At 63.7% G+C, this 23,306-nt stretch carries 24 protein-coding genes; 16 read left to right on the plus strand and 8 right to left on the minus strand.

Going from position 1 to position 23,306, the window contains the following annotated elements; all coding sequences use genetic code 11:
• Positions 1 to 163: 163 nt before the first annotated feature.
• A complete protein-coding gene (locus NCR93_RS14995; RefSeq protein ID WP_033536103.1) occupies positions 164 to 835 on the plus strand; it encodes a hypothetical protein in 672 nt (223 codons plus the stop codon).
• Positions 836 to 843: 8 nt separating this feature from the next.
• On the opposite strand, the gene NCR93_RS15000 is transcribed toward NCR93_RS14995, so the two are convergent.
• Together NCR93_RS15000 and NCR93_RS15005 are read right to left on the minus strand one after the other, a co-directional pair.
• Entirely contained in the window at positions 844 to 1,005 is a 162-nt protein-coding gene (locus NCR93_RS15000; protein WP_008353861.1) for a hypothetical protein, read from the minus strand.
• A 62-nt stretch (positions 1,006 to 1,067) separates the two neighbouring features.
• Complete coding sequence (locus tag NCR93_RS15005) at positions 1,068 to 2,063, minus strand: AraC family transcriptional regulator (protein WP_372492616.1); 996 nt, start codon at positions 2,061 to 2,063, stop codon at positions 1,068 to 1,070.
• Positions 2,064 to 2,276: 213 nt separating this feature from the next.
• Here NCR93_RS15005 and NCR93_RS15010 point away from each other — a divergent pair, with 213 nt between their 5' ends.
• The 4 genes from NCR93_RS15010 to NCR93_RS15025 all read left to right on the plus strand — a co-directional run bounded on the left by NCR93_RS15010 (position 2,277) and on the right by NCR93_RS15025 (position 7,077).
• Positions 2,277 to 3,410, plus strand: a complete 1,134-nt coding sequence (locus NCR93_RS15010; protein WP_175983092.1) for an acyl-CoA dehydrogenase family protein — start codon at positions 2,277 to 2,279, stop codon at positions 3,408 to 3,410.
• A 15-nt stretch (positions 3,411 to 3,425) separates the two neighbouring features.
• Positions 3,426 to 5,132, plus strand: coding sequence for an AMP-binding protein (locus NCR93_RS15015; RefSeq protein ID WP_175983069.1), 1,707 nt, complete (start codon positions 3,426 to 3,428; stop codon positions 5,130 to 5,132).
• A gap of 8 nt (positions 5,133 to 5,140) precedes the next feature.
• Positions 5,141 to 6,253: an enoyl-CoA hydratase/isomerase family protein gene (locus tag NCR93_RS15020; protein ID WP_175983068.1), complete on the plus strand. Its 1,113-nt coding sequence runs from the start codon at positions 5,141 to 5,143 to the stop codon at positions 6,251 to 6,253.
• A gap of 113 nt (positions 6,254 to 6,366) precedes the next feature.
• Positions 6,367 to 7,077, plus strand: coding sequence for a hypothetical protein (locus NCR93_RS15025; RefSeq protein WP_239295352.1), 711 nt, complete (start codon positions 6,367 to 6,369; stop codon positions 7,075 to 7,077).
• An 88-nt stretch (positions 7,078 to 7,165) separates the two neighbouring features.
• On the opposite strand, the gene NCR93_RS15030 is transcribed toward NCR93_RS15025, so the two are convergent.
• Entirely contained in the window at positions 7,166 to 7,708 is a 543-nt protein-coding gene (locus NCR93_RS15030; protein ID WP_008353854.1) for a DUF6572 domain-containing protein, read from the minus strand.
• Between the two features lie 191 nt (positions 7,709 to 7,899).
• A complete protein-coding gene (gene ydiK, locus NCR93_RS15035; protein ID WP_075583509.1) occupies positions 7,900 to 9,072 on the minus strand; it encodes an AI-2E family transporter YdiK in 1,173 nt (390 codons plus the stop codon).
• Positions 9,073 to 9,414: 342 nt separating this feature from the next.
• On the opposite strand from ydiK, the gene NCR93_RS15040 reads away from it, so the two are divergent.
• From NCR93_RS15040 to NCR93_RS15050, 3 genes are read left to right on the plus strand one after another with little or no spacing between them, the layout of a single operon-like run.
• Positions 9,415 to 11,154: a pyrroloquinoline quinone-dependent dehydrogenase gene (locus NCR93_RS15040; protein WP_175983066.1), complete on the plus strand. Its 1,740-nt coding sequence runs from the start codon at positions 9,415 to 9,417 to the stop codon at positions 11,152 to 11,154.
• Positions 11,154 to 11,777, plus strand: a complete 624-nt coding sequence (locus NCR93_RS15045) for a c-type cytochrome (RefSeq protein WP_175983065.1) — start codon at positions 11,154 to 11,156, stop codon at positions 11,775 to 11,777. The genes NCR93_RS15040 and NCR93_RS15045 overlap by 1 nt, the downstream gene beginning before the upstream one ends.
• A 3-nt stretch (positions 11,778 to 11,780) precedes the next feature.
• Complete coding sequence (locus NCR93_RS15050) at positions 11,781 to 12,428, plus strand: ankyrin repeat domain-containing protein (protein WP_175983064.1); 648 nt, start codon at positions 11,781 to 11,783, stop codon at positions 12,426 to 12,428.
• A gap of 73 nt (positions 12,429 to 12,501) precedes the next feature.
• Here the strand turns inward: NCR93_RS15050 and NCR93_RS15055 are convergent, their stop codons facing one another.
• Positions 12,502 to 13,416, minus strand: a complete 915-nt coding sequence (locus NCR93_RS15055) for a LysR family transcriptional regulator (protein ID WP_008353847.1) — start codon at positions 13,414 to 13,416, stop codon at positions 12,502 to 12,504.
• Between the two features lie 106 nt (positions 13,417 to 13,522).
• On the opposite strand from NCR93_RS15055, the gene NCR93_RS15060 reads away from it, so the two are divergent.
• Together NCR93_RS15060 and NCR93_RS15065 are read left to right on the plus strand one after the other, a co-directional pair.
• A complete protein-coding gene (locus NCR93_RS15060; RefSeq protein WP_175983063.1) occupies positions 13,523 to 14,485 on the plus strand; it encodes an alpha/beta fold hydrolase in 963 nt (320 codons plus the stop codon).
• Positions 14,486 to 14,540: 55 nt separating this feature from the next.
• Positions 14,541 to 15,491, plus strand: a complete 951-nt coding sequence (locus tag NCR93_RS15065; protein ID WP_008353845.1) for a glutathione S-transferase family protein — start codon at positions 14,541 to 14,543, stop codon at positions 15,489 to 15,491.
• On the opposite strand, the gene NCR93_RS15070 is transcribed toward NCR93_RS15065, so the two are convergent.
• Together NCR93_RS15070 and NCR93_RS15075 are read right to left on the minus strand one after the other, a co-directional pair.
• Positions 15,479 to 16,330 (minus strand): 3-hydroxybutyryl-CoA dehydrogenase, encoded by an 852-nt coding sequence (locus NCR93_RS15070; protein ID WP_008353844.1) that lies wholly within the window; start codon positions 16,328 to 16,330, stop codon positions 15,479 to 15,481. The two genes, NCR93_RS15065 and NCR93_RS15070, sit on opposite strands and share 13 nt — an antisense overlap.
• 89 nt (positions 16,331 to 16,419) lie before the next feature.
• On the minus strand, positions 16,420 to 16,905 hold the full coding sequence (locus tag NCR93_RS15075) for a 2,4'-dihydroxyacetophenone dioxygenase family protein (RefSeq protein ID WP_008353843.1): 486 nt from the start codon (positions 16,903 to 16,905) through the stop codon (positions 16,420 to 16,422).
• Between the two features lie 117 nt (positions 16,906 to 17,022).
• Here NCR93_RS15075 and NCR93_RS15080 point away from each other — a divergent pair, with 117 nt between their 5' ends.
• From NCR93_RS15080 to NCR93_RS15100, 5 genes are all read left to right on the plus strand, one after another.
• Positions 17,023 to 17,949, plus strand: coding sequence for an ABC transporter ATP-binding protein (locus tag NCR93_RS15080; RefSeq protein WP_250532256.1), 927 nt, complete (start codon positions 17,023 to 17,025; stop codon positions 17,947 to 17,949).
• A complete protein-coding gene (locus NCR93_RS15085) occupies positions 17,946 to 18,707 on the plus strand; it encodes an ABC transporter permease (protein ID WP_008353839.1) in 762 nt (253 codons plus the stop codon). Before NCR93_RS15080 ends, NCR93_RS15085 begins: the two co-directional genes overlap by 4 nt.
• Before the next feature lie 42 nt (positions 18,708 to 18,749).
• On the plus strand, positions 18,750 to 19,229 hold the full coding sequence (gene msrB, locus NCR93_RS15090; RefSeq protein ID WP_008353838.1) for a peptide-methionine (R)-S-oxide reductase MsrB: 480 nt from the start codon (positions 18,750 to 18,752) through the stop codon (positions 19,227 to 19,229).
• A gap of 38 nt (positions 19,230 to 19,267) precedes the next feature.
• Complete coding sequence (locus tag NCR93_RS15095) at positions 19,268 to 19,849, plus strand: hydrolase (RefSeq protein WP_175983062.1); 582 nt, start codon at positions 19,268 to 19,270, stop codon at positions 19,847 to 19,849.
• Positions 19,850 to 19,910: 61 nt separating this feature from the next.
• Entirely contained in the window at positions 19,911 to 20,957 is a 1,047-nt protein-coding gene (locus tag NCR93_RS15100; protein WP_008353836.1) for a patatin-like phospholipase family protein, read from the plus strand.
• Positions 20,958 to 21,167: 210 nt separating this feature from the next.
• On the opposite strand, the gene NCR93_RS15105 is transcribed toward NCR93_RS15100, so the two are convergent.
• Positions 21,168 to 22,331 carry a metallophosphoesterase gene (locus NCR93_RS15105; RefSeq protein WP_008353835.1) on the minus strand — a complete coding sequence of 388 codons (1,164 nt, stop codon included), beginning with the start codon at positions 22,329 to 22,331 and terminating at the stop codon, positions 21,168 to 21,170.
• A gap of 259 nt (positions 22,332 to 22,590) precedes the next feature.
• Here NCR93_RS15105 and NCR93_RS15110 point away from each other — a divergent pair, with 259 nt between their 5' ends.
• A complete protein-coding gene (locus NCR93_RS15110; protein WP_008353834.1) occupies positions 22,591 to 23,187 on the plus strand; it encodes a hypothetical protein in 597 nt (198 codons plus the stop codon).
• The last annotated feature ends 119 nt before the right edge of the window (positions 23,188 to 23,306 follow it).

Genomic DNA, 23,306 nt, shown 5'->3' on the forward strand with positions numbered 1-23,306 from the left:
GATGAAGGTAGTATGGTGTTTTATGCGGTATGTAGACGACGCACCGGCCACGGTGCACGATGTTGATCGGAAAGCGCGGGAACCGGATACGCATGCGCGCAGCGCCGCCGCGCGCAAATCCGATGTGCACGTTCGGGCGCGTCGGACTGCCTGGAGCCTGTTCATGGAAGATTTCGACGAAACGCTGTTCATAGTCTGGCGAGCCAACCTCAATGTCCTGGTCGGCTCGCCGGGCGGCGCTGGCCGCCTCGCACGCATGATGAACTTCTCGCCGACGTTCATGAAGCTGATCGTCGGCGGTCAGCGCGATTTCAACGAGGAATTCGTACGCGGCATCGAGCTCGTGACCGGCCTGCCGCCGCACTGGATGGACGAGCGCCGCACGCTGGACGAGATTCCGCCCGACGTCCTGCGCGCGATCGACGAGGAAACGCCGATGGCCGTGTTCCGCGGCACGGCCCATCCCGCGCCGAAGCGTTCCGTGTTGCGCGGCCCGGAACCGCTGCTTTCCCAGACCGAAGCGACGCGCCGTGTCGCCGATCAGGCCCAGCAACAGGCCGAAGCCAACCGCCGCGATCTGGTTTTTCGGAAGAATCGCGAGCTGCTGTCGCAGGACTTACGCCGCCTGGAGCGCCAGCTCGGCTTGCTGCAGGTCGAATCGATGCAGCCGAAGGTCGATGAACTCATCGCGTCCGATCGCATGAGCGAGTCGGCGAAGGCCGATCTGACCGGGCGTCTCGAACAGATCGACAAGCACGTCAAGCTGTTACATCAGCACGTCGAGAAGCTCGTGGTGCTGCTCTCGAGTCCGGATGAGCCCGACTCGGGCGAATAACCGAACGACTACTTGTTTTTACGGTCTTCAGGCGATTCCGGCTCCGGATGCACCGCGATCGGATCGCTTGCGGGGAAGGTCTCTTCCAGCGCCTCGTCGAGCAAATCCTCTTCGGTTTCCTTCTTCGGTTGTTCCTGCTTCGAACGTTCATCCCGGCTGGCTTTGGTCATGGTGCGCTCCGTGGTGCGAAATCATGGACGATTCAATATAGCAGCCTCGATGTTCGCGCGCTTCAGCTCTCCCGCCGGTAATCCGCGGGGCGCACGCCCGTCCACTTCCTGAATGCGCGCCGGAACGCGCTCGGTTCCGCGAAGCCGAGCGCATCGGCGATTTGCGGAATCGTCTCCTGCGTATGCGCAAGACGCGCGATGGCCAGATCGCGCCGCAATGCGTCCTTGATCGTCTGATAGGTCAGCCCTTCCTGCTTCAGACGCCGCCGCAGCGTGGCTTCGGCCATATGCAGCGCGGCCGCGATGCTTTCGGCTTCCGGCCAGTCCGTCGGCGCGGTTTGCCGAAGACGCGTCCGGATGCGCGCCGCGAGCGAATCCGGATTGCGATACTTCACGATGAAATTCGCCGGCGCATCGCGCAGGAAGCGCTTGAGCGTGGCGGACGTCTGCACGATCGGCAGCGCCGCGCATTCGGCCGACAGGTCGACGAACGAGCGCGTCGCGTCGAAACGCAGGTCGTTGCAGAACATGAGGCGATATTCGTCGCTGTCGGCGGGCTCGGGGCAGCGCATGTGCGCCGCGAGCACCGGAATGCGCCGCCCGACCAGCCAGCACAAGAGCCCATACACGAGGATGAAGGCCGTCGCGTAGGCGAACATCGACTTCGGTCCGGCTTTGTCGGCGAGCCAGATTCGCACGCGCTTGTCGTCGATGTCCGGCTCGAAGCTCAGATCGTCGAGCACGAGCCGCATGAAAGTCGCGATGCGCCCGAGCGCCTGCGCGCCGTCGCGCGAGGAAAGCGCCGCGTGGCATAGCAGCACGAAGCTGCCGCGCCGCATCGGATGGGCGTCCTGGCCGAAGAACTCGTCGTCGAGCGCGTCGGCGGTGGCGTTCCACAGCTTGCCGTACTGGACCGGCGACACCCGCGCGCGCGGCGAATCGAGCGTCGCCGGCGCGATGCCCGCCGCGGCCAGCAAATGCCCGCGCGCGACGCCGCGCGATTCGGCGCATCGCAATGCGGCTTCGACGAGGCTCACGGAAATCGAGTCGCGCTCGATCTTTTTTTTGGTACTTGGGGTTGTCACTAGGTGGCCAAAGCGCTCAGTTAGCGTGATCGTTTTGGGCATCGGCTAACGTTAGGCGATTGCCTAGACTCGTGCTCAGACGGCCCAGCCGCCCATCATCGACCGGGCGAGCGGCGGCCAGAAAGTTTAAACGATCGATGCGGCGAGCCTCGCCGCGCAAGCCCCCATCACCGAATTCAGAACATGATCGACGCATTTCTCACCGAAGAGCAACGCATGATCCGCGACGCGGCTCGCCAGTTCGCAACCGAAGCGCTCGCGCCGAACGCGGGCCAGTGGGACAAGGACGGCGCGATCCCCGACGCAGTCGTGCGGCAACTGGGCGAACTCGGCCTGCTCGGGATGATCGTGCCCGCCGAACTCGGCGGCACCTTCAGCGACTACACCGCCTACGCACTCGCGATGGAAGAGATCGCCGCCGGCTGCGCGTCCTGCGCGACGATGATGAGCGTGCACAACTCGGTCGGCTGCGGGCCGATCCTCGCGTACGGCACCGACGCGCAGAAGGCCGAATGGCTGCCGAAGCTCGCGAGCGGCGAGGTTATCGGCGCGTTCTGCCTGACGGAGCCGCAGGCGGGCTCCGAAGCGAACAACCTGCGCGTGCGCGCCGTCGAGAAAGACGGCAAGTGGGTCATTTCCGGCAACAAGCAGTTCGTGACCAACGGCAAACGCGCGGGCGTGGCGATCGTTTTCGCCGTGACCGATCCCGATCAGGGCAAGCGCGGCCTCTCCGCGTTCATCGTGCCGACGGACACGCCCGGCTTCAACGTCGGCGCGCCGGAGCACAAGCTCGGCATCCGCGCGTCGGATACGTGTCCGATCAACTTCGACGATTGCGCGATTCCCGCCGCGAATCTGCTCGGCAAGCGCGGCGAGGGCTTGAAGATCGCGCTGTCGAATCTGGAAGGCGGGCGCATCGGCATTGCGGCGCAGGCGCTCGGCATCGCGCGCGCGGCATTCGATGCGGCGCGCGCCTATGCGAAGGAGCGCGTGCAGTTCGGCAAGCCGATTCAGGAACATCAGTCGGTGGCCAACATGCTCGCCGACATGCAAACGCAGATCAACGCCGCGCGCCTCTTGATTCATCACGCGGCGCGCATGCGTACCGAAGGCGTGCCGTGTCTGTCGGAGGCGTCGCAGGCGAAGCTGTATGCGTCGGAAATGGCGGAGCGCGTGTGTTCGGACGCGATCCAGATTCACGGCGGATACGGCTATCTGCAGGATTATCCGGTGGAGCGTCATTATCGCGATGCACGCATCACGCAGATTTACGAAGGCACCAGCGAAGTGCAGCGGATGGTGATCGCGCGCAACGTATAAATCTTTGGAGACGCAATGAACGAAGCCCAGGCATTCATCGAAGCACGAGACTTCCTGTTTGCTCATCGCACGGACTACGACACCGCGTATCGCGACTTCAGATGGCCGTCGCTCGATCGCTTCAACTGGGCGCTCGATTATTTCGATCCGATGGCGCGCGGCAACGACGCGCCCGCGTTGCAGATCGTCGGCGAAAGCGGCGACGAGACACGGCTTTCGTTTGCGCAGATGAGCGAGCGTTCCGCGCGCGTCGCGAATCATTTGCGGGGGCTGAACGTGAAACGCGGCGAGCGCATTCTGCTGATGCTGCCGAATCGCGTCGAGCTATGGGACACGATGCTCGCCGCGATGAAGCTCGGCGCGATCGTCCTGCCCGCGACGACGCAGCTTGCGAGCGCGGATTTGCGCGACCGCATCGCGCTAGGCGGCGTGCAGCACGTCATCGTCGATGCAGCCGAAACGAGGAAATTCGATGGCATCGACGTACCGGGCTTGCGCATCGCGGTGGGCGGCGCGCAGGACGGCTGGCTCGCGTATGAAGCCGCGTACGACGCATCGGCGGAATTCGCCAAGGACGGCGAAACGTCCGCGAACGATCCGTATCTGCTGTACTTTACGTCTGGCACGACGTCGAAGCCGAAGCTCGTCGCGCATACGCATCAGAGTTATCCGGTCGGGCATCTCTCGACGATGTACTGGATCGGCCTGCAACCCGGCGACGTCCACTGGAACATCAGCTCGCCCGGCTGGGCGAAACACGCGTGGAGCTGCTTCTTCGCGCCGTGGAACGCGCAGGCGTGCGTGTTCATCTACAACTTCAGCCGTTTCGATGCCGCCCGCGCGCTCGATGTGCTCGTGAAGCACGAAGTCACGACGCTGTGCGCGCCGCCGACCGTATGGCGCATGCTCGTGCAGGAGCCGCTCGCGTCGTACGAGGTGAAGCTGCGCGAGATCGTCGGGGCGGGCGAGCCGCTGAATCCGGAGATCATCGAGCGCGTGCAGCATGCGTGGGGATTGCCGATCCGCGACGGCTACGGCCAGACCGAAACCACCGCGCAGATTGCCAACACGCCGGGCCAGCGGCTCGTGCCGGGCTCGATGGGCCGTCCGCTGCCGGGTTATCGCGTGGCCTTGCTCGATCCGGATGGCAATCCTGCCGAAGAAGGCGAAATCGCGCTCGCGCTCGATCCGCCGCCGCTCGGCCTGATGACCGGTTACGCCGATAACCCCAAGGCCACCGAAAACGCGATGCGAGGCGGCTTCTATCGCACATCCGATGTCGCCGCGCGTGGCGCGGACGGCTACTTCGTCTACGTCGGCCGCGCGGATGACGTGTTCAAGTCGTCGGATTACCGCTTGAGCCCGTTCGAGCTGGAAAGCGTGCTGATCGAGCACGAAGCGATCGCCGAGGCGGCTGTCGTGCCGAGTCCCGATCCGCTGCGTCTTTCGGTGCCGAAGGCGTTCGTCACGCTGCGTCACGGCTATTCGATCGGACCCGAACTCGCGAAAAGCGTGTTCGCGTTCTCGCGCGAACGGCTCGCGCCGTACAAGCGCATCCGCCGGCTCGAATTCGCGGAATTGCCGAAGACCATCTCCGGCAAGATTCGCCGCGTCGATTTGCGCCGGCAGGAAATCGCGCGCACGCAGGACGGCGCGCGCGGCGAGTTCGAGTTCTGGGAGGAAGATTTCCCGGAGCTGCGCCAGACCAGCAATGCTGACTAAAGGAATTCATGAGCACGCTTGAACTTTCACGCGACGCGCCCGAAGTCGCCTTCGAGGTCGTGAACCGCGTGGCGATCGTCACGCTCGACCGTCCGCATGCCTTGAACGCGCTCTCGCACGGCATGATCGCGCATCTCGCCGAACGTTTCGCGCAATGCGCCGCGGACGATTCGATCGCCGCGGTCGTCTTGCGCGGCGCGGGAGAGAAGGCGTTTTGCGCGGGCGGCGACGTGCGCAAGCTCTATCACGCGGCGCGCAACGATCCGCATCACGAGACGCCGTGGCTCAAGTTTTTCATCGATGAATATCGGCTCGATTTCACGGTGCATCGCTTTGCGAAGCCGGTTATCGCGCTGATGGACGGCATCGTGATGGGCGGCGGCATGGGCCTCGCGCAAGGCGCGGCGTTGCGCATCGCGACCGAGCGCACGCGCATGGCGATGCCGGAGACGCGCATCGGCCTGTTGCCCGATGTCGGCGCGACGCATTTCCTGCGCGTGCTGCCGCGCGATCTCGCGCTTTACGTCGGGTTGACGGGCGCGCGTCTGTCGGGCGCGGATGCGCGGCGTGTCGGTCTCGCGGACGAATGCGTGCCGTCGACGTGGCTGCGCAGTTTCGTCGAGCGTCTCGAAGCTATCCGCTGGGACGATGCGCAGGACACGATGACGCAAGTGGCGCGCGTGTTCGTGCCGAGCGCGAATATCGAACGGCACGCGCCGCTCGACGATATGCGCGCGCAAATCAAACGCCATTTCGCCGTGTGCGCGACGGGCGGCGTGGAACGCATCGTCGCATCGCTCGCAACGGATGAATCCGACTGGGCGCGCGCGACGCTCGCGCTGCTCGAAAGCCATTCGCCGACGATGCTCGAAGTCACGTATCACGCGCTGTTGCGTGGCCGTCAGATGTCGCTCGCGGACTGCTTTCGCATGGAACTCGGCGTCGTGTACCGCGCGATCGATGACGGCGATTTCGTCGAAGGCGTGCGGGCGCTCATCATCGACAAGGACGAGCGGCCGCGTTTCGCGCCGACGACGCTCGCGCAAGTGCGCGCCGAGCGCGTGCAGCACTTCCTGTCATCGCCGTGGCGCAGGGAAATGCATCCGCTCGCCGATCTGTAGGCGGGACCTCTCGACGGAATTCGCAAGCAAATGTTTCTGCAGCGAACCGTCCAGATGACCGATGGTCGAATCGGGCTTATCGAACATCGGACAATTCTGAGGAGGAACCGAACATGGCGAACCGTACGTATCGAACGGCGCTTCTTTCGGCTGGGATCGCATTTGCGGTAATCGCGCCGGGGGCATCGTACGCACAACTCAATCTTCAACAGTTCGGCTTCGGGAGCGGCAAGTCTGACGTGACGTCGGGCGCGAACGGCGCGACGCAGCCTTCGGCGCTGAATTCGCTTCTGCAAAGCTATGTCGGCGCGAACCAGCAAGTGCTGACCGGGCAGTCGACCCTCGCCTCGGCGATGGGCATGTCGAGCGTCGCGAGCCAGGCGCAATCGGCGGCGGGGTTGCTCTCTGGCGCATCGGGCGGGAACGCCGTTCCGAGCACGAGCGTATTGTCGCAACTCGGCGGCACGCAGCAGAGCGTGTCCCAATCGCTGATGCAGGCATTCACGAACGGCTCCGCGACGCCGCCGACAGCCGCCAGCAAGAAGACCTTCAGCGACGGCCTCGCGTCGCTCGGGCAGGGCGTAAAGCAGTACGCCGGCCTGCAATCGAATCTTGGCTCGGTGACGAATTCGATGAACATGTCGTCGCTGCTGGAGGCGGGTTCGAATCCGTCGACCGTGCAGGCGGCGAACTATGTCGCGCAATCGGCGCCGGGGCAGTTGCAGTCGCTCATGCAGACGCTCTCGCAAGCGGTGCAGTACGCGAAGACCAATGGCATTTCGGTGCCGTCGATCGCGACAGCGGCGCTGAGCGGCGCGCATTAACGCGATGTGAAGCGGCGATCACGCGCGCAAAGGAAAAGCGGCGGGGCTCATGCGAGCCACGCCGCTTTTTTCGATCGCGGGAGTTGGTTCAGTAGCTTGCCGCCTGACGCATCGCGAGACGCCTGAGCAGGGGCAGCGCCTGCGGCAGGCCCGATTTGGGCATCGAGGGCGGAAGATACGAAACGTCGGCGACGTCGGCGAGTTGCTGCATGCGCGGGTCGGGATCGAGCACTTCCAGCGCGGGCGGCTCGACCGGTTCGGCTGCGACGCGCTCCGGTTTATCGACGGAAATGCCGAGCGAATGACGCACGTCGACGCCACGGATATGCACCTTGTAACCGGCGTCGGTCACGACGCGTTCGCGCGATTTCCAGAATTCGAGTCCCGACGGCGTCATGGGATGCATCGACACGTATTCGACCACGATCTCATAGCCGCGAACTTTCGGATAATTCAACAGCAATTTGCCTGAACGAATATAACGGATGTAGCGGTCGATCTTCTTTGTGAGCAAATCCTGATGCTTCTCTTCATCGCGCCAGTCCAGATCGTCGAAGAGCCCGACATATACGCGCTTGAAGAGAATATTCACTCCGATGTAATCGATGTCGTCCACGTCACGCAAAGACATGGTCAATCCCCTGCGCCCTCAATCGGGCAAATAACGAAGGATTGCATTGTAACGGATATGCATCGCCCAAAAACCGTGAAACACCGTGTTAACCGGCACAAAATCTCATTTTCGTAAGAGTCCGAATTCTCGATTTAAGCGCATTCCGATTGTCGATAAAAAATGCGACAAATCGAGAATATCTTTATCAATTAACCCTGTCTTCCCGATGTATCCGCGAGACCCCGCGCCGACGGGGTGTTCGCGATTTCCTCGTTACTCATCGCTTCGACTTGCGGCAGCGGCGGTTGCTCGTTGATCCACGCGTTCAGAATCGTCGACGTCACGGCGAGAATCACCGGACCGATGAACAATCCGACTATTCCGAATGCGAACATGCCGCCGAGCACGCCGGAGAGAATCAGCAGCATCGAGAGATTCACGCCGCGCTTGATGAGAATGGGGCGCAGGAAGTTATCGAGCATCGCGATCATGATCGACCACACGAGCAGCATCGAAGCGACGACGGTCGATCCGTTCCAGAAGAGCCATGCAACGCCGCCGAGCAGCGGCAGGAGCGGGCCGATCTGCGCGAGGCACAGCATCAGCATGACCGCGGTGATGATGCCCGCGGCGGGCACGCCCGCAACCGCAAGCCCGATGCCGCCGAGCGCCGATTGCGTGACCGCCGTCACGACGATGCCGAGCGCGACCGCGCGGATCGCGAGGCCGGCGAGCTTGACGGCTTCGGCGCCGCGCTGCGCGGCGATGCGCGTCGCGAAGCGCGTGACGAAGCGGCCGGCCGCCTCGCCGTTGGTGTACAGAATGCCGGAGATGATGACGGTGATCACCATGTGCATGACGAACACGCCGACCACGGCCGCATGCGAAAGCATCCAGCGCGCGACGATCGTCACGTAGGGTTCGAGCTTCGCGAGCAGGCCGCCGGGGCCGGCGTCGGAGAGCATCTGCCATTCCTTCGATACGCGCGCGCCGACGAGCGGCACGTCATGGATCCAGCCCGGCGGCGGCGGCAGCGCGTAGCTCGGCAGACTCTTGACGGCGGCCATGATCTCGCCGCCGTGCTCCGCGAGCGTCGAGATCGCCGAATAGAGCGGCAGCACGATGACGACCAGCAGCATCAGCAGCATGACGGTGGTCGCGATCCAGCGGCGGTTGCCGCAGCGGCGCTGCACGGCGAGCATGAGCGGCCAGGTCGCGACGACGATCGTCGTCGCCCAGATGAGTCCCGGCAGGAACGGGCGCAGCACGTAGAGACTGCCGACCGTGAGCGCGGTCAGGATCGTGATGACGAGCAGAATGCGCGCGATGTCCACCGGCTGGCGGGGATTCGGATTCGGCTGTCCGTTGGATAGGATGGGCATGATGCGTCCGGATAAAGGTGATGATCGAAGCGGCGCCCGCGCAGAGGCCACGCGCGTGACGAGGATGAACGAGCGATAAGCGAAAGCCGGCGATCCGGCAAGCCGCTCCCGGCATCGACGGGCGCAATCATAACGGCACGCCAATCCATACTACTAAAAATCGGCGCCCGTCTTCCCCTGAAATACCCTTCGTGCAGCGCGTGCCGAAACGAACGCGCGCCTTTAACGAAATCTGGAAATGCATTTTTAAATTGCCTATTCTTTTTTGCGGGCGCAGAAGAGGGCACGCAATGTTCCGCCGCGCATAACGAGGCCCACACAAGAACGATTTGGGAGACTGACATGGCCGGTTTTTCCCGTACCTCGCTCGTTGCGCTCATTGTTGCCGTCGGTGCTTTCGGGATCGTGACATCGCCCGGAATCGAAGCCGCCGACGAAATCCAGAACGCCAACACGACGCAAGCCTCGCCAGTCCCGAGCTCGCTGCGATCCATCTCGCAGCAGCAGCTCGACGGCGCCGCGGGCGACAGCGCGTCGTGGCTGCATTCGAACGGATCGTATGCCGAAACGCGCTACGCGCCCGCGACGCAGATCAACACGTCGAACGTCGCCAGGCTCAAACCGGCGTTCATCTTCCAGACCGCCGTGATGGAGTCGATGGAAACCGCGCCGATCGTCTCGAACGGTGTGATGTTCCTGACCACGTCCTACAACCACGTCTACGCGATCGACGCGGTCACGGGCAAGGAGTTCTGGCATTACAAGCACAAGATGGGTCCGGTCACGACGTTCTGCTGCGGTCCGAACAATCGCGGCGTGGCGATCTCGGGCGACCGGCTCTTCATGGGCACGCTCGATTCGAAGCTCGTCGCGCTCGATGCGAAGACCGGCAACGTGCTCTGGTCGACGCAGATCGCCGATCCCGAAGAAGGCTATTCGGAGACGATGGCGCCCGTCGTCGTCGAAGACAAGGTGCTGATCGGCACGAACGGCGGCGAGTACGGCATACGCGGCTTCGTGAAGGCGTTCGACGCGAACTCCGGCCAGTTGCTGTGGACGTTCTACACGATTCCCGATACCGGCAGCGAAGGCGTCTGGGCCGAGAACGACGCCGTCGGCCGCAACATGAAGCGCGACATCGCGGCGGAAAAGAAGACGCTCGCGGAGAAGGGCGGCGACTTCAACAAGACGCTCGGCGGCGGCGTGTGGATGGCGCCCGCGATCGATCGCAAGACGCGCACGGTGTACTTCGTGGTCGGCAATCCGTCGCCGGACCTCTACGGCGCGATTCGTCCCGGCGACAATCTCTATACCGATTCGCTCGTCGCCGTCGATCTCGACAGCGGCAAGTACAAGTGGCACTTCCAGTACATCGCGCACGACGTATGGGATCTCGACGCGGCGAGCCCGCCGATTCTCATCGACGTGAAGGACAAGAACGGGCAGATGATTCCGGGCATCATCCACGGCGGCAAGACGGGCTTCGTCTATGTGCACGATCGCCGCGACGGCAAGCTGATTCGCGTCTCCGAAGCGATGATTCCGCAGGAAGGCGTGTGGACACTGCCGACGCCCACCGGCGCGCGGATGCTGCCGGGCGCGAACGGCGGCGTCGAATGGTCGCCGATGGCCTTCAGCCCGAAGACGCGCATGGCGTATGCGGCGAACCTGCATCAGCCGATGACGTATCAGGTCGAGGAAGTCGCGTACCCCGGCGGCAAGCTGTGGCTCGGCGGCGCGTTCAAGGTGATTCCTTCCGAGCAGCAATGGGGCAGGCTTGTTGCGGTGAACGTCGATACCGGCAAGATCGCGTGGGGCTTCAAGACGGATCAGCCGTTGATCGGCGGCGTACTCGCGACGGCGGGCGGGCTCGTCTTCAACGGCGAAGGCAACGGCCTGTTCCGCGCCTTCGACGCCGCCACCGGCCGCAAGCTCTGGGAGTTCCAGTGCGGCGCGGGGGTCAACGCGCCGGCGGTGTCGTACATGGTGAACGGCAAGCAGTACATCGCGGTCGCGGCGGGCGGCAACACGCAGCTCGACTTCAAGCGCGGCAACAGCCTGCTCGTGTTCGCGCTGCCTTGATGATGACGCCTTCGAAGCGATCGAAACGCGTGCGTGTCTGGCTCGTCTACGCGCTGTGGCTCGTCGCGTGTCTGCTGTTGTCGCTGCCGTCGCTCTCGCGCGCCGCGGACGCGCAGACGGCTGCCGCGACGAAGACCGCCATCTGCACATCGTGCCACGGCATCAACGGCAATTCGACGACGGGCGATTATCCGTCGCTCGCGGGGCAAACGTCGCGCTACATTTATCTGCAATTGCGCGACTTCAAGGCGGGCCGCCGCAGCGATCCGCGGATGTCGCCGATGGCCGCGAATCTCACGCCCGACGACATGCACCTGCTCGCCGATTACTTCGCCGCGCAAAAGCCCATCGCCGCCGATTTCAAGGCGGACCCGGTGAAAGTGGAAGCGGGCAGGAAGAAGTCCGAAGAGATTCTGTGCACGATGTGCCATCTCGGCGGCTTCTCCGGGCAGAACGAGATCCCGCGCGTGGCGGGACAGCAGTATCCGTACATCGTGAAGCAGTTGCAGGACTTCCGCGACCGGAAGCGCACCAACGACGCGGGCAACATGACGAGCGTGTCGAAGAATCTGACCGACGCGGACATCGAGAATCTGGCGAACTACATCGCGAATCTGCAATGACGCATGACAAAACGCCTACGCTTGCTGACCATTTTCCTGTCGATGACATGCGCGATCGCTTACGCGCAACAGGACGCCTACACGCTCAACGAACGCCTGCTTTCCGCGACGCGCGAAGGCGATCAGGCGTCCGTCGCGCGCTTGCTCGATGAAGGCGCGGCGATCGATTCGCGCAATCGCATCGGCGACACGCCGCTCATCAGCGCGTGCAAGAAGGGCCTCGCGCCGATGGCGCGCATGCTGATCGAGCGCGGCGCGAACGTCAGCCAGGCCAACGTGCAGGGCATCACGCCGCTGATGGCCGCGGCCTTCGACGGCAACGACGAAATCGCCGCGCTGTTGATCGCGCGTCACGCGGATGTCGCCGCGACGGATCGCGTCGGCAAGACGGCGATCGAATACGCGGCGGGGCAGGGGCGCACGGCGATCGTGCAGCGTCTGCTCGATGCCGGTGTCGATGTGAACGCGGCGTATCGCAATCATCTGACCGCGCTGATGTGGGCGGCAGGCTACGATCGCGACGAAACCGCGTCGATGTTGCTCGCGCGCGGCGCGAAACGCGATCTGCGCGACGATCGCGGCCTGACAGCGAAGGACATCGCCGAGCAGACGCATTCGATGCGCGTCGTCGAGTTGCTGTCGAAGGGTTAATCGGCCGGGGAGCGTTGCGCGCCGACGCGCTGCAAATCGCTGGCCTCGGCCGTTTCGCGAACACGCGGCCGCGTCACGCGAACGCGTCGATGCCATCGACGAGACGTTGCGCGAGACGCGGTTGCCGCAACTGCTCGATCCACCATTGCAGCGCGCGGCCTTCGTGATCGCCGCGCCAGCCCACATACAACACGTTCGGCTCGCGCGGATCGGCGGTTTCCTTTTCGACGAGTTCGCCGCGCGCAAACAACGCCTGCACGCGATACCGCGGCACCCAGCCCGTGCCCAGGCCTTGCCGCTGGGCGAGAATTTTTGCGCGCATCGTCGGCACGGCGAGCGCGGCCTGACCGCCGAGCACGCCGTAAGCGCGGCCCGCCGAACGCGACGAATCCGCGACGACAACCGCACGATGCGCCGCGATCTGCTCGCGCTTGAGTGGCCCGCTGACGCTCGCGAGCGGATGACGCGGCGACACGGCGAACACCCACTGCATCACGCCGAGCTCGAACCAGCGCAGACCGGGAATCGCGGGCGGCTCGTTGGTCGCGCCGACGATCAGATCCGCGCGGCCGTCGCGCAACGCTTCCCAGGTGCCGGAGAGCACTTCGTGCGTGATGCGCAGCGCCACGCCGGAACCGAGCGCATCGAACGCCTGCACGACCGGCAGCAGCGTCTCGAATTCGAGGATTTCATCGCAGACGAGCCACAGCCGGTCTTCCCAGCCGCTCGCGACCTGCTTCACGCGCTGCGTGAGCCGCGACACGTCGAGCATCAGGCGCGAGGCTTCATCGGCGAGAAGATGTCCGGCGGGCGTCAGTTGCAGCCGATAACGCCGCCGGTCGAAGAGCAGCGCGTCGAAACGTGTTTCCAGTTGCCGCGCCGCGTGCGACACGGTGGACGGCGCCTTGCCGAGCCGCGCCGCCGCGCGCGACAAGCTGCCGGTTTCACGAATCGCATCGAGTAGCGAGAGTTCTTCCTCTGACAACATGTTCGACTCCATCGAACGAGTTCATCGTCCGGATCGTACGGCAAAAGCGCGGCGGGGGGCCAACCTGAGCGTCATCGGATAACCGAACCTTCGATGGAGCTGAACGATGAAAACCTTCCTGCACACGATCCGCCGCGCCGTTGGCATGCTTGTCGCCGCCGCTGCGCTGCAACCGTCCGCGTATGCCACGAACGCGCCGCGCCCGCCGCAACCCGTCGCCGCCGCGAGCGCGATGCAGTCCCGCACGATCGATGCGAACGGCGTCGAACTGCACTATTTGCAAGTTGGACACGGCGACGCGACGCCCGTCGTCCTCCTGCATGGCTACACGGAAACGAGCCGCATGTGGCAACCGCTGATGACGCGTCTTGGCGGTGAGCGCGTCGTAATCGCGCCGGATCTGCCGGGCGCGGGCGGCTCGGCGATGCCCGCTGCCGGCTACGACAAGAAGACGCTCGCGCAAGACATTCACGCGATGGTGCAAGCGCTAGGCTATCGCAAGGTGAAGCTGGTCGGGCATGACATCGGGCTGATGGTCGCGTATGCGTACGCCGCGCAATATCCCGACGAAGTCGAAAGCATCGTGCTGATGGACGCGTTTCTGCCGGGCGTCGGCGACTGGCAGAAAGTCTGGCTGTTGCGCGATAAATGGCACTTCAATTTCTGCGGCGACACGCCCGAAAAGCTGGTTCGCGGACGCGAGCGCGTTTTCTTCGAGCACTTCTGGAACGACTTCGCCGCCGATCCCGCGCATTCGGTGAGCGAAGCCGATCGCCGCTATTATTCGGCGCAATACGCGCGCAACGGCCGCATGCGCGCGGGTTTCGAATACTTTCATGCGTTCCCGCAAGACGCGGACGATTTTGCCGCGTTCGCGAAGACGCCGCTTCCGATGCCGATGCTCGTCCTCACCGGCGAGCGCGCGTCGGGCACGTTTCTGATCGATCAGGCGAAGCTCGTCGCGACGAACGTGCAAGGCGTGGTCGTGCCGGGCGCGGGCCACTGGCTGATGGAAGAAGCGCCGGACGCGACGATGGCGCAACTCGTGCGCTTCATCGAACAAGACTGATTGATATGAATGCCGTGGCGCGCCGATTGCGCCACCCCACGCAAGGAGAATCGAAATGGGACTGCTCGTCGACGGAAAATGGCAGGACAAGTGGTACGACACGTCATCCACGGGCGGACGCTTCGTGCGCAAGGACGCGGCGTTTCGCAACTGGGTCACGGCGGACGGCGATACCGGCTTCAAGGCCGAGGCAGGGCGTTATCACCTGTATGTGAGTCTCGCGTGCCCTTGGGCGCATCGCACGCTCATCATGCGCGCGCTCAAGGGGCTGGAAGCGATGATCGACGTATCGGTCGTCAACTGGCTGATGCTCCAAAACGGCTGGACCTTCGACGACGCGCCGGGCGTCGTGCCCGATTCGATCAACGGCGCGCGCTATCTGCATCAGGTGTACACCGCCGCCGATCCGCATTACACCGGTCGCGTCACGGTGCCGATTCTGTGGGACAAACAGCGCGGGACGATCGTCAATAACGAGTCGTCGGAAATCATTCGGATGCTGAATTCGGCGTTCGACGGCATCGGCGCGAAGCCGGGCGATTACTATCCGCGCGAGTTGCGCGAAGAGATCGACACGCTCAACGCGCGCATTTACGACACGGTCAACAATGGCGTCTACAAGGCGGGTTTCGCGACGACGCAAGCCGCCTACGAGGAAGCGGTGATGCCGCTCTTCGAGACGCTCGATTTTCTCGAAGAACGCCTCGGCACGCACCGCCATATCGCGGGCGACCGGTTCACCGAAGCCGACATTCGCCTCTTCACGACGCTCGTGCGCTTCGACGCCGTGTACTTCGGCCACTTCAAGTGCAATCTGCGGCGCATCGCGGATTATCCGAATCTGTCAAAGTTCGTGCGCGACGTTTACGCGATGCCGGGCATCGCCGCGACCGTGAACTTCGAGCACATCAAGCGGCATTACTACGAGAGCCATCGGACGATCAATCCGACGGGCATCGTGCCCGCCGGACCGGTGCTCGATTTCGTCGCTTCTCAATCGTACTGATACACGCCGCGCTTCGTCTTGCGACCGAGGCGTCCCGCCGACACGAGCTCGCGCAACAGCGGGCAGGCGCGGTACTTGGAATCGCCGAAGTCCTTGAGGAACACGTCCATCACCGAGAGGCACACGTCGAGGCCGATCAGGTCCGCGAGCGCGAGCGGTCCGATCGGATGATTCGCGCCGAGCTTCATGCCGGCGTCGATTTCCTCCGCGCTCGCGACGCCTTCGTACAGCACGAAGAACGCTTCGTTGATCATCGGCACGAGAATGCGGTTGACGACGAAGCCCGGCGAATTGCGCACGCCGATCGGCGATTTGTCGAGCTTCTCGGTGAGTTCGCGCACGGCGGACGCGGTTTCATCGCTCGTCTGCACGCCGCGAATCACTTCGACGAGTTGCAGGAGCGGCACCGGATTGAAAAAGTGCATGCCGATGAAGCGCTCGGGCGTGGCGAGCGTCGCGGCGAGCGCGGTGATCGAAATCGACGACGTGTTCGACGCGATGATCGCATCGGCGCGCGCGGCGTCTTCGATCTGCTTCAGAATGCGGTTCTTGAGCTCGGCGTTCTCGGTCGCGGCTTCGATGACGATGTCCGCTGCGGCGAGACGCCCGTAATCGGTCGACGTTTCGATGCGCGTCAACGCCGCGTCGCGCGCCGATGCCTCCAGCTTGTCCTTCGACACGAGCCGCTCGAGGCTGCCCGTCAGCGTTTTGATGCCTTTTGCGAGCGCGGCGTCGGTGACGTCGATCATCACGACCTTGAAGCCCGCGACGGCGGCGACCTGCGCGATGCCGTTGCCCATGGTTCCTGCGCCGACGATGCCGACGGTCTGAATCTTCATGCTTTTGCTCCTCCTTGATCTGCGCCGGCGCGTGCGGCCGGCAAACCGGAAAGGGTCGAAAGCGCGCGAGGCGCGTCCAGGCATCGATTCTAACCAGCGGAAAAGGCGGTCAGATCTTTTGGCGCGATGCCGTTTGCGTCGCAAAACGCAAGGTATCGGTCGAGTCCGCTTTTCCAGTTTTCGGCGGCGAGGACGTGGCCCTTGTCGTTCACGAACAGCAGTTCGCCCTGAATGATATTGAGCGTGACGATGTCCGCGCCCCCCGAATCCGGTGGCAGCGCCTCGGGCGTGTGGCTCGAACCCGCCGTCTCGTACACGATGCTGCCCGGCTCCGCGATCCACTCGTGCTCGCGATATTTCCAGCGCCCCTGCACCGTATAGACGATCACGGTTCCCGTATGACGATGACGGGGCATCTCGCCTTTCGCCGGCGCCTTCATCATCGCGATGACTTCGCCGCGAACCGGGTCGAGCTTGAAATACTTGACGAGCACGCGCTCGCTGTACGGCGTGAACGGCACCCACGGCAGGTCGGCGTCGTTGAGGCACGAGGTCTGGATCTGTTCGAACAGCATGATGTAGCTCCTTTCGGGAACGGCCATTTTATGCACTGCCGCGCGCGTCGAACATTGGCCGAATGGCCGACCCCTTCATTCAAGCCGGAAGGCGCGGTATCTGCTATCGTCCACGCCATGTCGACCATCATCACCGTTTCCAATCTGTCCAAGACCTACGGGTCGGACTTTCGCGCGCTCAGGGACATCAACCTCGAAATCCGTCGCGGCGAGATTTTTGCGCTGCTCGGCCCGAACGGGGCGGGCAAAACGACGCTCATCAGCACCGTCTGCGGCATCGTCAATCCGAGCGAGGGCAAAGTGACCGTCGCCGGTCACGATATCGTCACCGACTATCGCGCCGCGCGCGCGATGATCGGTCTCGTGCCGCAGGAACTCACCACCGACGCCTTCGAAACCGTCTGGGCGACCGTGTCGTTCAGCCGCGGGCTTTTCGGGCGGCCGAAGAATCCGGCTTACGTCGAGAAGGTGCTGAAATCGCTGTCGCTCTGGGCGAAAAAGGACAACAAGATCATGACGCTTTCGGGCGGCATGAAGCGGCGCGTGCTGATAGCGAAGGCGCTCGCGCACGAACCGGAGATTCTGTTTCTCGACGAGCCGACCGCGGGCGTCGACGTCGAATTGCGCCGCGACATGTGGAACCTTGTGCGAGAGCTGCAGGGCAACGGCGTGACCATCATCCTGACGACGCACTACATCGAGGAAGCGGAGGAGATGGCGGATCGCATCGGCGTCATCAATCGCGGCGAAATCGTGCTCGTCGAGGAAAAACGCGAGCTGATGCGCAAGCTCGGGCAGAAGAAGCTCACGCTGCAACTCGAACATCCGCTCGCCGAAATTCCGACGCAGCTTCAGCCCTACGGCCTCGCGCGTTCGGCGGACGGCGGCGAACTCACGTACACATATGACGCGCAGGACGAGCCGGGCCGCATTATTGCGCTGCTTCGTCACGTCGACGAAGCCGGCGTGCGTTTCAAGGATCTGCAAACGACGCAAAGCTCGCTTGAAGATATTTTCGTGAGCCTCGTCAGGGAAGCCAAATGAATCTATACGCCGTTCGCGCGATCTACCGTTTCGAGATGGCGCGCGCCGGGCGCACGCTGATGCAAAGCATCGTGTCGCCGGTCATTTCCACATCGCTTTATTTCGTCGTCTTCGGCGCGGCCATCGGCTCGCGCATTCCGGAAGTCGACGGCATCAGCTACGGCGCGTTCATCGTGCCCGGCCTCGTGATGCTGTCGCTGCTGACGCAAAGCATCGCCAATGCGTCGTTCGGCATCTATTTCCCGAAGTTCACGGGCACCATCTACGAATTGCTGTCCGCGCCGGTGTCGTACTTCGAGCTCGTCGTGAGCTATGTCGGCGCGGCGGCGACGAAGTCCGTCATTCTCGGGCTCATCATTCTTCTGACCGCGCGGTTATTCGTGCCGCTCAGAATCGATCATCCGGTGTGGATGATCGTCTTTCTGCTACTCACGTCGGTAACGTTCAGCCTGCTCGGGTTCATCATCGGCATCTGGGCCGACGGCTTCGAGAAGCTGCAGATCATTCCGCTGCTGATCGTCACGCCGCTCACGTTCCTCGGCGGCAGCTTCTATTCGATCAATATCCTGCCGCCGTTCTGGAAGGCGGTCGCGTTGTTCAATCCGGTCGTCTATCTGATCAGCGGCTTTCGGTGGAGCTTTTACGGACTCGCCGATGTCCACGTCGGCGTGAGTTTCGGCATGACGCTGGTGTTTCTTGCGGTGTTTATCGCGATCGTCGCGTGGATCTTCAAGACGGGATACCGGTTCAAGACGTAGCGCGGCGCCGGCTGTCAACCAAGGCATGAGGGCGTTCATCGTATGAAGATCATGAGGCGCACGAAGCGCAATTTTCTCGGTGCGATGGCGGCCGCCTTCACGGGCGGGTTTCCCTCGGCGCCCGCCAGATCGTACGAAATCGATCACACCAGCGCGGACTGGCGGCGCCGTCTGTCGTCGGAACAATTCCGCGTGCTGAGGCGCGGCGGCACCGAGCCGCCGTTCTCGAGCCCGCTGCTCAAGGAACGCCGCGACGGCACATACGCGTGCGCGGGATGCGGATCCGCGCTGTTTTCGTCGGCGACGAAATTCGATAGCGGCACCGGCTGGCCGAGCTTCTGGAAGCCGGTCGATGGCGCAGTCGCGACGCACGCGGACGCGACCGGCCACATGCGCAACGAGGTCCATTGCCGGCGCTGTGGCGGGCATCTCGGCCACGTTTTCGACGACGGTCCGAAACCTACCGGCCTGCGCTATTGCATGAACGGCGCGGCGCTTGAATTCCTGCACGACGAAGCCTGACAACGCGCAGTCATCCATCCATTTCTAGCCGACTCGCCATGAACGCACCTGAACTCGAGCTCGATGCCGCGAAGACCGCGCTCGTGCTGATCGATTTGCAGGCGGGCATCACCGCCTTGCCCGTGCAACCTCACTCCGCCGCGAGCGTGCTCGCCAATGCGCGCGCGCTCGCCGACCGCTTTCGCGCGCTCGGCGCGCCGGTCGTGTTCGTCAAGGTCGCGTTTCCGAACGCCCCCGGCGGCTTGCGGCCGATCACCGACGCAGGTCAGGCGCAGGAAGCGCCGGAGCCGGCGGGCTGGAGCGACCTGTGCGCGGAACTGGACGTGCAAGCAACCGATATCGTCGTCACGAAGCGGCAGTGGGGCGCGTTCTACAATACCGACCTCGACTCGCATCTGCGCCGGCGCGGCATCGGCACGATCGTGCTGGGCGGCATCGCGACGGCGATCGGCGTCGATTCGACGGCGCGCGGCGCGCACGAGCGCGGTTATCAGCAAGTGTTTGTCGAGGACGCGATGAGCGATCTCAACGCCGACACGCACGAATCGACCTGCCGCTACATCTTTCCGCGCATCGGGCGTATTCGTTCGACGCAGCAGGTGCTCGCCGCGCTGGCATAGCGGCGCGTGTCGCCTATCCTGTAGCGTACGTCCGATATCGACGGACGCGAGAGGTGCGGCGATGGCGGCCATTCCCAAAGTAGCGATCGCGTGTCAGGGCGGCGGCAGCCATGCGGCATTCGCCGCGGGCGTGCTCGACCGGCTGCTGAGCGGCGAGTTCGTCAACCGCTTCGAACTGGTGGCGCTGTCCGGCACGTCGGGCGGCGCGATGTGCAGCGCGCTCGCGTGGTGCGGACTGCTGCTCGGCGGCCCGCCCGACGCCAGGCGGCGTCTCGCCGCGTTCTGGAAGGATCTGGAAGCGCGCGACGGGCCGGATATCGTCGTCAACGCGGTCGGTACGTGGTACGCACGCTTGCCCGTCAATGCGGAGATCAGTCCGTATCTGTATCCGCCGATAGCCGAAGAACGCCTGCGCGAACTGCTCGCCAAGCATCTGCCTTTCGCGTCGCTTCCCGCCGATCCGCAACTGCGCGCGAAGCCGACGCTTCTCGTCGGCGCAACGGACGTGCGTTCGGGCGACCGCGTGATCTTTCCCGGCGACAGGCTCGATCAGGACCAACTGGTCGCCTCGGCTGCGGTGCCGCCGCTGTATCGCGCGGTCGCGGCCGATGGGCGCATGTGCTGGGACGGCCTCTTCAGCAGCAATCCGCCGGTGCGCGAATTCACCGACTTCGCGCTCGATTCGCGGCCCGACGAAATCTGGGTCGTGCAGATCAATCCGCAGTATCGGCGCGAGTTGCCTGAATCGATGAACGAGATCATCGACCGTCGCAACGAGTTGTCCGGCAATCTCGCGCTCGGGCAGGAGCTTTACTTCACGACGCGCGTGAACGAACTGCTTGCAGCCGATGCGTCGCTCGAAAAGCGCTACAAGCCGATCAAGGTTCGCGTCGTGGAGATGCATCTCGACGCGAAGGATTATCCCGGGCCGCTCGACTATGCATCCAAGCTCGATCGCAATCCGGCGCTGATTCATGCGTTGATGCGCAAAGGACGCGAGCGCGCGGAATGGTTCTTCGACGCCCGCTCCGACTGGCCGCGCGAGGGCACCGCCCCGCACAGAAGCGTCTATGCGACGACGCCCGCGGCGATGTCGGCGAAAGCGTGAGTGGAGATTCGGACTCCGTGACAATCGAACTGCGTTTCATTGTTTAGGAGATTTCTTATGTCCTCGGTTTTTCTGTTCGCCTATTTTTCACTTACTCGCTGGCGGGGCCCCGCCCGTCAATCGAGTTGCCCGTTCATCACCGTGATCGGGAGTAGCGCTTGTCCCCGAGCGCTGGACGCGCGCCGCACCCTACGGCGCGCGTCCCTTTTTTTATGCGGCCGTAGCCGCAACCAGTCGAACCAGCGTGATCTCTGAAGGCGCGCCCAGCCGCTTGGGCGGTCCCCAATAGCCGGTTCCACGGCTCGTATAGACCCACAGTCCGTTGAACTTAACGAGTCCGGCGACGAACGGCTGTTGCAGCCGCACGAAGAAATTCCACGGCAGGAATTGACCGCCATGCGTGTGCCCCGAGAGCTGTAGCGTGAAGCCCGCTTCGGCGGCGGCCGTGGCGCTGCGCGGCTGGTGCGCGAGCAGCACGCGCACGATGGCGTCGTCGGGTGCGCCGCTGATCGCCTTCGCGGGATCGCTGCGATGCGCCGGATCGAAACTGCCCGCGCTGAAATCCGTGACGCCCGCGACCACGGCTTGAGCGCCGTCATGATTCAGCACGACATGCTGATTGAGCAGCACGGTCAGGCCGAGACGCCGAAATTCGGCGATCCACTTGTCCGCGCCTGAGTAATATTCGTGATTCCCGGTGACGAGAAACGCGCCATGCCGCGCGCTGAGGCCCGCGAGCGGGCGTGTGTGATCGGCGAGATTCGGCACGCTGCCGTCGACGACATCGCCTGTCACGGCGATGAGATCAGGTTCGAGCCCGTTCACGGCGGCGACGATGCGTTCCACATAGTGCCGCTTGATCGTCGGGCCGACGTGGATGTCGCTGATCTGCGCAATCGTGAAACCCTGGAGCGCGGCCGGGAGATTGTCGATGGGCACATCCACGCTCACGACCGGCGCGCGCCGCCGCGCGTTGTAGAAACCGATCGCGGAGAAGAGCACGGCGAGGAGCGGCACGGCGAGCGCGCTATAGCCGACGAGCATCGGCGAACCGACGGGCGCGCCGCGCAGCCAGTCGGCGAGATGCACGAAGAGGAGCATCACGTCGCGCGCGAAGGTCAGCAAGAGCAGCGACGAGAAAAAACCGAGCGCCGTCAGCCCGAACCAGGCGAGGCGATCCGCAAGCGACTGCGGTTCGATCTGCCGGGCCGCCATGCCGAGCGGAATCGTGATGACCGATGCCGCAAGCAACAGCGCCGCCAGCACCTTGAGCGGCAGGCCGACGGGCGCATCCGGGATGAGCCGGACGCCCACATAGATATGAAACAGAACGCCGATGCCGATGAAGCGGAGAAAGAATGCCGAGCGTCGCATAGCGCTCCTGGAGAGATCGGGGAAGCGGCAAGGAGACGGGCGGCGCGCGCCCGTGGCGGATATGGGGCCGATTCTACCGGTTAGACGCCGGGCGCGCCTTTGTCGACGCGCGTCGCGGAGAAGATGGCGAATCGTAATATATCGTTCGAATGGCTCGGCGCACGCGGCGCGGACGTTATAAATACGCCGCCTCGACTGTCGTTGCGACAGTCGCACGGCGGAATTTCCGCATCGCGTTTTTATTCGAGGAGTCCATTCAATGAATCTGAAACTGTGTGCCGCTGCAATCCTTTCCCTGTCCGCAATCGTCGCTTCGACGGGCACGGCGCTCGCGCAAGACAGAACGCTGGCGGCGACCGCGGAACAAGTCGTGAGCCAGGAGCAGCCGGTTCATATCCGGGCGCAGATCGTCGGCATCGATCGCGCGAATCGCGCGCTGATGGTGCGCGGCGCGAACGGTGATTCGACCGTCCAGGTGGGCAAGGAAGTCAAAGGCTTCGAGCAATTGAAAGTCGGCGACCAGATCGACGTCACCTACAAGGCCGCGTTGCTCGTCAGCGCCGAGAAAGTGACGGGCGCGGCCAAGGGCGACCGTACGCGCATCGATACGACGACCTATCAGCCGACCGTGGGTGCCGACGGCGTGACGGGTTTCGATGCGACGCGCCGCATCGAGACGATCGCGACGGTCGAAAGCGTCGACGTGAAGAAGCGCAAGATCACGCTGCGCGGCGCATGGCGCACCGAGACGCTCGACCTCACGCCGGGCATGGCTGCCGAGAAGCTGAAGAAGGGCGACACGATCCATGCGGTGTACGTGTCGGCGACGGCGGTGCAAGTGACGTCGGCACAATGATCGGCAGGACGTTCTGAACGGCAAAAAGCCTCGGCACGAAAGTGAACTGCACCCCAAAAGTTGGACACCCGTTCAACGATTTGGGGTGTTTTTTCATGAGCAAGTACAGCGCACGACTC

Source organism: Caballeronia sp. ATUFL_F1_KS39, from assembly GCF_023630985.1.
GTDB classification, from domain to species: domain Bacteria; phylum Pseudomonadota; class Gammaproteobacteria; order Burkholderiales; family Burkholderiaceae; genus Caballeronia; species Caballeronia zhejiangensis.

Bases quoted from the DNA above. Each gene is read 5' to 3' on its own strand.
- NCR93_RS14995 (WP_033536103.1), top strand. From the start codon at position 164: ATGGAAGATTTCGACGAAACGCTGTTCATAGTCTGGCGAGCCAACCTC.
- NCR93_RS15000 (WP_008353861.1), bottom strand. From the start codon at position 1,005: ATGACCAAAGCCAGCCGGGATGAACGTTCGAAGCAGGAACAACCGAAG.
- NCR93_RS15015 (WP_175983069.1), top strand. From the start codon at position 3,426: ATGAACGAAGCCCAGGCATTCATCGAAGCACGAGACTTCCTGTTTGCT.
- NCR93_RS15020 (WP_175983068.1), top strand. From the start codon at position 5,141: ATGAGCACGCTTGAACTTTCACGCGACGCGCCCGAAGTCGCCTTCGAG.
- NCR93_RS15025 (WP_239295352.1), top strand. From the start codon at position 6,367: ATGGCGAACCGTACGTATCGAACGGCGCTTCTTTCGGCTGGGATCGCA.
- NCR93_RS15030 (WP_008353854.1), bottom strand. From the start codon at position 7,708: ATGTCTTTGCGTGACGTGGACGACATCGATTACATCGGAGTGAATATT.
- ydiK (WP_075583509.1), bottom strand. From the start codon at position 9,072: ATGCCCATCCTATCCAACGGACAGCCGAATCCGAATCCCCGCCAGCCG.
- NCR93_RS15040 (WP_175983066.1), top strand. From the start codon at position 9,415: ATGGCCGGTTTTTCCCGTACCTCGCTCGTTGCGCTCATTGTTGCCGTC.
- NCR93_RS15045 (WP_175983065.1), top strand. From the start codon at position 11,154: ATGATGACGCCTTCGAAGCGATCGAAACGCGTGCGTGTCTGGCTCGTC.
- NCR93_RS15050 (WP_175983064.1), top strand. From the start codon at position 11,781: ATGACAAAACGCCTACGCTTGCTGACCATTTTCCTGTCGATGACATGC.
- NCR93_RS15055 (WP_008353847.1), bottom strand. From the start codon at position 13,416: ATGTTGTCAGAGGAAGAACTCTCGCTACTCGATGCGATTCGTGAAACC.
- NCR93_RS15060 (WP_175983063.1), top strand. From the start codon at position 13,523: ATGAAAACCTTCCTGCACACGATCCGCCGCGCCGTTGGCATGCTTGTC.
- NCR93_RS15065 (WP_008353845.1), top strand. From the start codon at position 14,541: ATGGGACTGCTCGTCGACGGAAAATGGCAGGACAAGTGGTACGACACG.
- NCR93_RS15070 (WP_008353844.1), bottom strand. From the start codon at position 16,330: ATGAAGATTCAGACCGTCGGCATCGTCGGCGCAGGAACCATGGGCAAC.
- NCR93_RS15075 (WP_008353843.1), bottom strand. From the start codon at position 16,905: ATGCTGTTCGAACAGATCCAGACCTCGTGCCTCAACGACGCCGACCTG.
- NCR93_RS15080 (WP_250532256.1), top strand. From the start codon at position 17,023: ATGTCGACCATCATCACCGTTTCCAATCTGTCCAAGACCTACGGGTCG.
- NCR93_RS15085 (WP_008353839.1), top strand. From the start codon at position 17,946: ATGAATCTATACGCCGTTCGCGCGATCTACCGTTTCGAGATGGCGCGC.
- msrB (WP_008353838.1), top strand. From the start codon at position 18,750: ATGAAGATCATGAGGCGCACGAAGCGCAATTTTCTCGGTGCGATGGCG.
- NCR93_RS15095 (WP_175983062.1), top strand. From the start codon at position 19,268: ATGAACGCACCTGAACTCGAGCTCGATGCCGCGAAGACCGCGCTCGTG.
- NCR93_RS15100 (WP_008353836.1), top strand. From the start codon at position 19,911: ATGGCGGCCATTCCCAAAGTAGCGATCGCGTGTCAGGGCGGCGGCAGC.
- NCR93_RS15105 (WP_008353835.1), bottom strand. From the start codon at position 22,331: ATGCGACGCTCGGCATTCTTTCTCCGCTTCATCGGCATCGGCGTTCTG.
- NCR93_RS15110 (WP_008353834.1), top strand. From the start codon at position 22,591: ATGAATCTGAAACTGTGTGCCGCTGCAATCCTTTCCCTGTCCGCAATC.